Origin of the sequence: Sulfitobacter sp. HI0027 (assembly GCF_001634775.1) — a bacterium.
In the GTDB taxonomy this organism is placed as follows: Bacteria; Pseudomonadota; Alphaproteobacteria; order Rhodobacterales; family Rhodobacteraceae; genus Sulfitobacter.
The window spans coordinates 1-9,931 of the sequence record NZ_LWER01000027.1; the positions used below are offsets into that span (position 1 = coordinate 1).

At 54.0% G+C, this 9,931-nt stretch carries 9 protein-coding genes; 3 read left to right on the plus strand and 6 right to left on the minus strand.

What is annotated here, in order from left to right; all coding sequences use genetic code 11:
- Positions 1 to 299, plus strand: a 299-nt coding sequence (locus A3722_RS01820; protein WP_150120399.1) for a cupin domain-containing protein, incomplete at its 5' end; no start/stop codon positions are given.
- A gap of 401 nt (positions 300 to 700) precedes the next feature.
- Here A3722_RS01820 and A3722_RS01830 read toward each other — a convergent pair.
- The 6 genes from A3722_RS01830 to A3722_RS01855 are packed head-to-tail and all read right to left on the minus strand — an operon-like array spanning position 701 to position 7,774.
- Positions 701 to 1,372, minus strand: a complete 672-nt coding sequence (locus tag A3722_RS01830) for a hypothetical protein (protein WP_067623890.1) — start codon at positions 1,370 to 1,372, stop codon at positions 701 to 703.
- A gap of 35 nt (positions 1,373 to 1,407) precedes the next feature.
- Positions 1,408 to 2,790: a hypothetical protein gene (locus tag A3722_RS01835; RefSeq protein WP_067915884.1), complete on the minus strand. Its 1,383-nt coding sequence runs from the start codon at positions 2,788 to 2,790 to the stop codon at positions 1,408 to 1,410.
- Positions 2,787 to 3,791 carry a hypothetical protein gene (locus A3722_RS01840; RefSeq protein WP_067625521.1) on the minus strand — a complete coding sequence of 335 codons (1,005 nt, stop codon included), beginning with the start codon at positions 3,789 to 3,791 and terminating at the stop codon, positions 2,787 to 2,789. Before A3722_RS01840 ends, A3722_RS01835 begins: the two co-directional genes overlap by 4 nt.
- A 5-nt stretch (positions 3,792 to 3,796) precedes the next feature.
- Entirely contained in the window at positions 3,797 to 6,355 is a 2,559-nt protein-coding gene (locus tag A3722_RS01845; RefSeq protein ID WP_067625518.1) for a rhamnan synthesis F family protein, read from the minus strand.
- The gene (locus A3722_RS01850; protein WP_150120045.1) at positions 6,352 to 6,861 is read right to left on the minus strand and encodes a hypothetical protein; all 510 of its coding nucleotides are present in this window, start codon (positions 6,859 to 6,861) and stop codon (positions 6,352 to 6,354) included. Before A3722_RS01850 ends, A3722_RS01845 begins: the two co-directional genes overlap by 4 nt.
- Positions 6,839 to 7,774 carry an NAD-dependent epimerase/dehydratase family protein gene (locus A3722_RS01855; RefSeq protein WP_067625527.1) on the minus strand — a complete coding sequence of 312 codons (936 nt, stop codon included), beginning with the start codon at positions 7,772 to 7,774 and terminating at the stop codon, positions 6,839 to 6,841. Before A3722_RS01855 ends, A3722_RS01850 begins: the two co-directional genes overlap by 23 nt.
- 357 nt (positions 7,775 to 8,131) lie before the next feature.
- Between A3722_RS01855 and rfbC the strand changes: the two genes are divergently transcribed.
- Entirely contained in the window at positions 8,132 to 8,701 is a 570-nt protein-coding gene (gene rfbC / locus A3722_RS01860) for a dTDP-4-dehydrorhamnose 3,5-epimerase (RefSeq protein WP_067625512.1), read from the plus strand.
- A complete protein-coding gene (rfbB, locus tag A3722_RS01865) occupies positions 8,698 to 9,747 on the plus strand; it encodes a dTDP-glucose 4,6-dehydratase (protein WP_067625510.1) in 1,050 nt (349 codons plus the stop codon). Before rfbC ends, rfbB begins: the two co-directional genes overlap by 4 nt.
- Positions 9,748 to 9,931: the final 184 nt, after the last annotated feature.

Consider the following 9,931-nt stretch of genomic DNA (forward strand, 5'->3'; position numbering starts at 1 on the left):
CCAAGGGGCCGCGGTTTCAGGTCAAACAGATTATGGTTCATCCCAATGGCACCCTGAGCCTGCAAAGCCACCATCACCGGTCAGAACATTGGGTGGTGGTCGAAGGCACAGCCGAGGTGATGATCGGCGACGAAACACGTCTCGTGACAGAGAATGAAAGTGTCTACATTCCTTTGGGCACCAAACACCGGCTCGCCAATCCGGGCAAACTGCCGGTTTACCTGGTCGAGGTTCAGACCGGCAGCTATCTGAACGAAGACGATATCCTGCGCCATGAGGATATCTATGGCCGCGAATGATCCCGCGCCACGGGGTTATTTACCATAACCATGATTACACGCGGTTTCCATAACGGGCGGCGCGCGCCATTTTGAAGGGCGCCGGCTGCTAAATAATAGGGTCGCCATGACGATTTGGACGTGCAAAATGGTTCTCTAACCTTCGGGGACGCATTGATGTCGAGCAAGTGGTTTTAGGACTCCGGCACGCGGGTGAGAAAGCGCTCTATGGTTTGAGCGAGGAGATAATCGGGTTGGTACTCGCTCACCAGGCCCCAGTCTATCTGTGGTGACCACACAAACATGAAATCTTGGAAAAGGCGGGAATACCACCAGAAAAGTTTTCCGGAATGGTCGCCATTTCCGAAAAACGAGTTTCCAAACTCCAGCACCTTTTTCCGCAAGGGGGCGTTGGTGCAGCGTCATTTCTTAACCATACCGAGATGGTTTTCGCCGGGATCATGCTGATACAGAAGATTAGGCTCCAGATCCTCGCCCGCCGCATTGCGCAGGCGTTCGACCAGCAGCATATCCTCTTGCTCGATCTCGGGAAAACGTTCGCCCAGGTCGGACGCCATTTTCCGCCAGATCGTAGGTCTGCGCATTTCTTGCAGGGCACCCTGGTGGCCCAGCCGCGCAAGGCTGGCGGCCACGATGGTATGTGCCCCGAAGGTGGAGAGATGAGAATCGAGTCGCCGAAAGGTGGACAGGGGCGCCAGGGTCTGGGTCAGCAGGGCATGGCAGTCCAGAAAGGACCGGGGCCGCACCGCCCGTGCGATCCGGCCCCGCGTGCGCTTCAAAAGCCTGGTCTCGCCAGCGTTTGAAATGGGCGACACCGGTGCAAAGACCGACGTCTTTTCGGGGATGACAAGTTGCAGAAAGGGAGTCCCGCATTCGTCAGATCGCTTTTGACGCGCCAGCGACAGATCTGCCCAGGCGGATGCGAGGGCGGCATCATCCAGAAAGTCAGGCTGTTCATACAGCCGGAAGAGCTGGTTACTCCCACCCCGCAAGAAAAGTGTCTGCCGCACCCCGACAATGACGGCTCTATCGGAGGAGATTGTCCCCTCCGCCGGGAATGATGCATTTTCCACGAATCACCATTCGGATATAGAGACTCCCGCCCAATTCAATCAGGCTGTTCCGTCAGTTCAATACCGTGGTTCTTGAGGCGCTGCACTAGATTTCTAGCCCTTCTCAAATAACCAACTTTAGAGGATTGGAACATTTCCTTACGAGCATCCATATCCTCTGGCAGCGTATTCTCGTTTTCTTGGATCCAAAGAACATGCGCCAGCTTGCGGCGGATATTCAATTCCGCTTCGGTCGGTTCCGGTCGATCGGTCGTGGCTTTCATGGTAGATTTACCTTTTTCTATTAAAAATCGTGACGCAATTTTTGCGCGTCGCTGCGATGCAGAATTCAACACTTCTAAGTAACAGTTTTCGCGCAATCGTTCAAGCGCGTGGACAAGGGTTTCGGTGGTTGCCTGCCCCCCTGACGTGGCCTGTTTGCCCAGCAATTCCTGCACTGTGTCGTATTGTTTCAGCGCAATAACGGTCAGATCGTCGAGCGAACCGATTGCATCCGGGTGTGCAGTACCCGCCTCCGAGAACGGGTGGCCGAGGCGCTCTTCCATCCAGGCGATATCGTCACGCTCTTTTTCCAGGATCGGGGCGAGCATTTGCGGGGAGAAGGCGAATTTGCGGCGCCCTATCGTGGCAAGCCGGGAAATGAAGGCCATGTTCGCCTCGGCCGCGCGCTTGAATCCAGAAACGAAGCCCCCACTCAACTTTCGGTGAAGATAGAGAAGCGCTACGGCCTCGAGGCTCAGGCTTTCATTGGTGCGAAGGATCTGATCTTCGGCCAATGGCGCCACGCTGATTTCGTGCGCGAAATCCTGCACCACGTCGCTGCCAAACAGGCTTTCGCGCGAGAATTCCCTGAGGCGCACAGCGTCGCGCCCGAAAATTCGGTCTATCTTTTCGAAACGCGCGCGATACCGTGGCATCTCCAGAACGGCTTCAAGTTGTGGTGACTTGTCATTTCTAGAAACCGATGAAACTTTTTTAATCTTCAAGTTCTGCTGATAAGCGCTAGTTATGAAGTCAGAAGGTGGTCTCGAATACCCAATTACTGTGATGTCGTGCGAGAACTCTGCAAAAAAATCATGCATGCGTTGCGCTGCATTCTCAAATGCTGGGGAGGAAATCGCCTCTCCCGAAAATATCACCGTCTTATTGTCAGCATTGGCTAGCTCCCTCGAGATCCGCTCGCGCCATTCTTCGCGCAGCGCTGGCAGGTCGCGGATAAACTCGGGTCCGCGTGCCTTGAAGCTGTGAAACTCGGCGAGCTTGTCCACGTCTTGGAACAGCAGGACAAACAGGGCAGAGTGGTTGCCGCTGGCGTCCCAATCAATATATTTTAGATCAGGATGGTTGAGGCGGGCAAAGGTCTGCTGGATCGAGCTTGACCCGGTCTTGGGCATGCCGACATGGATGATGATTTTCACGATCCGTCACCATGCGCCTTGAGTTCATTGACAAGCCGCTCCAACCGTTTGAGGCGCTGCGCCTGATCGAAGGTCACCTCGACCAGATAGTCGATCACCCGGCGCTGAAGCTCGGCCTCATCTGGTGATTTCGATTGGCGCGGTTCTCCCTCAAGGAAATCGAGCCCGACGGCATCGCGAATATGCTCGAACAAGTTGCGTTTTTCAGCGATGATCTCGTCTGCGCCGTCGTGGCAGAAGCAACGCTCGGCCATCTCATGCGTGGACGGGACCGGCGCATGAGAGGAGTTGGTGACAAACCGATCGAACCTGTCAGGCAGAACCTGGCCAGGAAAGCGGGTGTTGAACATCGCTCGCATCAAGGTATCCGCTGGTTCCGCGCGTTCCAGTTTGCGCGTTTTGGTATCCGGTAGGGTCAGACCCACCGTTGCAGCAAAATCCTGCACGACATCGAAACCGGGTTCAAACGGTCTCACTGTCAGGACATCGCCAAAATTCTGCTGCCAAAACCGGATCCCCTCATATTGGCCGATCAGGCGCCGCGCGGCGGTTGGAAAATCCTGAATTGGCCCTTCGTTCGTCTTGTGCCGGATCGCCCATTGCGTGTAAGCAGATGGCAGCCACGCCCTTGGATCACGCATATAAGCCAAGAAGGACATGGGCAGACCATGTGCTTTTAAGGTGCGAAAAAATGGCCCAAGCTGGGCCCCAGCTTGGAACACTCCTTCATTGGAGAAAATGAACGTTTCCACTCCGTCCCTCTCAGCACGGTCAAGCAGATACGCATGAAAACGATCGGCTCTCGCAGTCTTTTCCTGCTCACTTCCGGCAATGAAACGGGTGAAGCCTCCGACGCCCTTATAGGCCGGGTCGATCTCGTCGAACCACATGCTCAGATAGGCCGCCTTCTGACTGAATAGTGCCTCGGCATTGGTGCGCAAGGCGTGCTGAATGGACGTGGTTCCGGTTTTCCCCATCCCGATATGAAAGACGATCCGCATTTCGGTTACACCCTTTGCTGGTCTGGTTTGTCGAGGAACACCGCGTTCAGTCCGGCCATCGCGCCTGCCGCCGGCCAGAGCCGCTCAATCAGGTGATATACGGTACCGTCAGTGGCGATGGGCTCGTTCGGCCAAGGGTAGTCCTTCCCGAATATGCTATTCATCTTCGCAACCAGGTTTCCGCGTGTCCAGAACATGTTACCTACCGGGAACAGCAGCGCATGCTCAGGGATCGGCCCTGGCAGCTTCTGCGCAATCTGCGGCAAAAGGCGGCGCGATCCAGCCCAATCGCTGACACCAGGATCAAAGGCCGTAACAAGACCTGTTTCCGGTTGGGCAATATGCTCTAGAGCGGATGAGAGCCGGGTATCATCCCCCAGTAGAATCGCCATAAGAAAGCGACGCCAGGTCTCGCCCGCGTCGGTCACCCCAAGAGACTTCTTCTGATGGACGTGGCACCAGATCTCGTCCTCTTGGGCATAGCCATTAGTAAAAAGCTGCATGAAAGGCAGGATGTCACGACCCTTGTTGGGAACCACGAGAGTGTCCACCGCAACGCCAGCCTGCTGCCCAATCTGAGAAATTCGGGCTGCCTTGTCCTGAGTATCAGTTGTTACGACGATGCGCCGTGCCTCCTGTAGGGCCCGATAATAAAGTAGATCGCCGCCAATATTGTCAGTGTAATGGGCATGAATGTGTACAGAAAAATCAAAAGACGGAACGGTGTCGCACCATGCGAAACGTTCGATGCGACTGTTTTGATGCATCCAGTTGTCGGACGCAGCCAACTCGGCCTCCGCTTGAGCACGGGACTGCCAAACCCAAAGGCGATTGTAGGACCACATCTTTTCACGTTCGTTCCTGCGCGCCTCGCGATCCTGTTCGCGCGTGGAAAAAAGCATGGGAATGTCATATTCACCTTCACCCGCTACCAAATAGCGTCGAGCGGCAAGTCGTTCGTGCAATGCGTGGGATATCTTTAGAGCTATATCTGGGGCTGGTTTCGTTCGACCAAATGCTCCCAAACTGACTCTTGATGGTTGCTTTTGGCCTACAGAAAGAAGTGCATCGCGAGCAGATACAAGATCGCCATACCCAACTCGGACGATCTTATCAAACGACGCGTAACAGTCATCATCAAACCCGGTAGCCCCCTGAAAAAGAACCACATGCGAGCCGAAATTTATCGCGTCAAAGACGACATTGGGCAGGGGATCAAGCCGCGAAGGCAGAAAGAACACGTCAGCCGCACGACCTAAATCCGAATAGTAATCACCTGCCGGCAAAAAGAACAGATTACCTGTCGGGTTATCTGCATCAGCCTCTTTTAAGTGCTTTTCAAGCCAGACGCCAAAGTGAATGTCCTCATGGTTCCGCCTATCCCCAATCCAGACGAATATCGTTTCAGGATCCAGAGTGCGTGCCATTTGCGCAGTGAGCACAAAAAGATCGACCCCCTTTCGCCACTCAACGTTTCCTGCGCCATAGACTACACGACGGCTAGAGCAATCAACACCAAGAAGACGGGAAAGATGATCACGTGCCTTCTTAAATTCACTTCTGGATGGCGTGCCCGGGCGCAACTCGCGTTGCGCTATCACTGCAGTGTCACGGGTTACATCGAACCTCATGTCTGTGAGAATACCAGACCAACTATCCCGAACAGTCGTCGAACTAAAAATGACGAGATCAGAGAACAGCGCGCTCCAAAAGCACTTACCAACCGGCATGTTGTCCGCGAACTCGTGTATATAGTTTGCAAAAGGAACCGATCGCCGCACAAAAGCCTTGGCGAATGGAAAGCTTTCAACCGAGTTGAGAACTGCAAAATCAAGATTCGTTACGTCTGGCAGATGGAAAAAATCAAGATCTTCGTCTGGCGTACTGCTAAGCAGAACAGTAAAAGCTGTCTCTTGGAACTTCTCCAATAGCTCCCCCGACTGCAGGGCCATAACAACGACATTGTGAGTTTTCGCAATACCTTTCGCCATATCAAGCGCAACGATCGGCGCGCCGGACCTAGACAAGGTGTGTATGCAAATCGCACAAGTCGGCTTGGCTTTATCGAATTTTTGACCACCTCGAAACTGGCTCTCACGGATCTCGCGCAAGCTCCTGCGCCCTTCGTTAGCCCCGAAGCGGAGGTAATGGTGGAAGGCATTGAGGCCGGCTTTCTCGACATCCGGATATGCTTGAAAATACTGACGCTGTGAAAAATTTGACAGCATCCTGTCGATCGGGTCGCCGACCGACAAGAGCTCAAAGATCAGCTCGAAAACATCCCCGGTGCCAAGCTCGATCTCGGCGCGCAACCGTGGATCAACTGCAATCTCGGCCAGACGCCTGTCAAGTTCGGGTAGATGCTCCAGCGTTTCATGGTAGTTGTTCGCAAAACGTCCTTCGGCCCTACCACAGGTCTCGAAATGTCTTTGCAGATCGACTCCGCTGACGACAAGATCGGGATAGCGAGCGCCATAAAAGTACGGATCAAAGCGGAAATCAGGCCGTGTTTCGGGAATCCCGGTGTCAGCGAGAATTTCCTGCCACAAGTTCTGGAGGCTCATTCGGTCTGCCCTTCTCTGCGCCAGACTAGGTGTTCCTGCATCAAAGTAATGCAATTCCCGGTCTGCATTTCCGTAACGCCTTCGTGCAAGCTACCGAAAAAGTTCTTGAACAACGGATTGGTGACAACACTCTCTCCGAGAACCAACATCGTGAATTTACCATCCACGGGGTCGGCGGTGGCCTCGATTAGCCAAGGGTCATCACGCACTGCCTGCTCGAGACGCCCGACTTCATTATCAGGGATGGCTTTGTTGCTAAACAGCAAAGGCCCTCTCAGGTTGATCCTAGCGCGGGCGGCACGGTTCAATACATTACGCAGGGCATCAAAGCGGCTAACAGGAGCCACCAAAAGGTCAACAACCAAATAATACACTTCCGCCGATGCAATCCAGTCGCGGGACGGCTGTCCCTCAGCACCGGTCACAAGGATCCGCGGACCAGGCCATGTCATTGTGCGTCGCTTTGGGTCGAGCGCTGTTTGATTACTTTCTGTTGTGATGAACATTCATGCGCTCCACGAGTTTCACAAGCCCATTGTTAAGTGATATTTTTGCTTCCCAGCCCAACATTTCGCGCGCCCGGCCGCAGTCAAGCACATTGGATTGCACATCGATCCTGCTTGGCAAATAGGTTGTCCTGAGCTTGCGCCCGGTCAGTTCGGTAAGAGTTTTGATCAGGCCCTGAAGCGATGTTCGCTCTCCACTGCCGATATTTAGTATTTCGACAGGTTCGCGCATCTCGAACACACTCGCTTTCTGGATTGCGGCAATCAGATCGCTCATTTCTAGATAATCACGCTCGGCGCGGCCATCACCGATAACTTGAAACTCGGTATCGTGGAGCATGGATTTGATCAGGATCGGGATGACGCCTTGGTTGGGCTTACTGACCATCGACCCGTAAGGATTTGAGACACGTAAAATCACCAACTCGAATCCGCGATCCTCGGCCAACTGAGCAAAGGCGCGCTCGAGAATGAGCTTGTGGAGCCCGTATATGCTGATTGGTGCCTTTGGATGATCTTCGCGGATCGGCAAACGGAGCGCGTCGCCATAGACGGCGCCGCCAGATGAAAAGAACACCAGACGCCCACGCCACCCTCGCGCAAGCAACGCCTCGACCATTTCGACATGCGGCAAGATGTGCTCATGCGCCAAAACCGCAAAATTTCGAAAAACGGACCGGGGATCAGAAAGACCAGCACAGTGTAGGATCGTAGCGTCGGTGTCGTCCGGAGCAAGCCAAGATCCGTCAAAAATTGCTCTCGCTTGAAGTTGGGCAGGGTGATCCGCCGCCAGAGTAGGACAAGGCCTCCGCGACACGGCCCTCACGCTCTCAGCGCCATCACCACTTATGAGGGCGGCTGCGAGCTCGGAACCAATTACCCCGGAAGCTCCGGTTATATAAACATTTTTCACGTAATATTGCCTCAACAATACTGCAGCCAGTGGTTGTGTCTTCTCTCAAATATACGGCCCCTCCGTAGCGGCTCGACATTGAAGGATCAACCCCGCCATTGAAGGACTATGATGCCTCGGCGCAGCCCTGCCCAAAGGATAGGCATCGACGGAGCTTCGGCGCCATTTTAAAAAAACGGACCCCTGTGCAGGTTCTCAACTCATGCACGGGAAGAACGCCTTATTTGGTCATCGGATTGCTCGCGGTCCAAGATTTTCGCATTGAAAAATCGTGACTGGGTTGTTAGCGCAACATGTAGGCTTGGGTGAAACCACTGGCGTTCCGTCAGTAATCAGTAAATTGTAAAGAGGGAATGCATGCACGTCGAACAAACAGGCTTTGCTGGGCTGGTCATTCTTACGCCTCGAAGATTTGGCGATGATCGAGGATTTTTCAGCGAAAGCTGGAACAAGCAGGTGCTGGCAGAACAAGGGCTGCACCTTGATTTTGTTCAGGACAATCATTCACTTTCTCGCGATGTTGGCACGGTGCGGGGACTTCACTTTCAATCGCCACCGCACGCACAAGATAAGCTAGTACGTTGTGGGCGCGGGCGGCTGTTCGATGTCGCAGTGGACATCCGCAAAGGCAGTCCTACTTATGGTCAATGGTTCGGGATCGAGCTGAGTTTCGAAAACGGCAAACAGCTACTAGTTCCTGCAGGCTTCCTGCACGGCTTCGTCACGCGAGAGCCAGATACAGAGATCATTTACAAATGCACTGACTACTACGCCCCGAAAGTGGATGGCGTGGTGCGGTTCGACGATCCCAATATCAGTATCGATTGGGGCGTGGGTAACGTCGAGGTCACGCTATCGGACAAAGACGCAGCCGCGCCGTCTTTTATAGATTTTGAAAGTCCCTTTGTTTGGGAGGATGAACAATGAAGTTGCTCGTGACCGGTGGGGCCGGGTTTATTGGTTCAGCGGTTGTGAGGCTGGCTGTCGCGCGCGGACACGAGGTTCTCAACGTCGATGCGCTGACTTATGCCGCCTGCCTCGACAATGTTGCCACCGTGGCAAACAACCCTGCCTATACGTTTGAGCAGGTAGATATTTGTGATCGGGCTGAGTTGGACCGTGTATTTGCTCTCCACCGGCCTGACGCGGTGATGCATTTGGCGGCTGAATCCCACGTGGATCGTTCGATCGACGGTCCAAGCGATTTTATTGAGACTAATATCACTGGCACGTTCAACATGCTGGAAGCCGCGCGCAAATACTGGGCCGAAGCGGGCCGCCCTGAAGGCTTTCGTTTCCATCATGTCTCTACAGACGAGGTATATGGCTCGCTTCCCGCCAATCCAGCGGTGAAGTTCACCGAGAAAACAGCCTACAGCCCGCGCAGCCCTTATTCCGCATCAAAAGCCGCTTCTGACCATCTAGTGTGCGCTTGGCACGAGACCTATGGGTTGCCCGTTGTCCTAACCAACTGTTCCAACAATTACGGGCCATATCATTACCCCGAAAAGCTGATCCCTATGATCATCCTGAACGCGTTGGCAGGCAAGCCCCTACCAATCTACGGTGACGGTTCGAACATCCGCGACTGGCTTTTTGTCGAGGACCATGCCGATGCGCTACTGCTGGTACTTGAGAAAGGCGCGCTCGGTCGAAGCTACAATATCGGTGGCGAAAACGAACGAACGAACATGGAACTGGTGAAGACCCTCTGCGCCATTCTCGATGAACTGCGCCCGACTGGGAGGGGATCCTATGCCGACCAGATTACCTTTGTGACTGACCGTCCCGGCCATGACGCGCGCTATGCTATCGATCCGAGCCGAATCCGTGATGAGCTAGGCTGGCGGCCATCGGTAACCGTTGAAGAAGGGCTACGGAGCACTGTGGAATGGTATCTTGCTAACGAACCCTGGTGGCGTGCGCTTCAGGGCCGGGAAGGCATTGGTGAGCGGCTGGGGAAAGCGAGTTGAATTCCGCTCATTCATATTACAGGCAAGCTTGTAATCTCTCACTATACTCCTCAGTACTTGCGGAGCTTGTCGAGGATTGTTTTGGTAGGCACTTCAGAATGCCAAGCGCTCTGTACCGAATGTTTGTGAAGCAACCTGAACCGGAGTAACAGATCAATAATGCGCTCCAGAGTATCGAGATCAC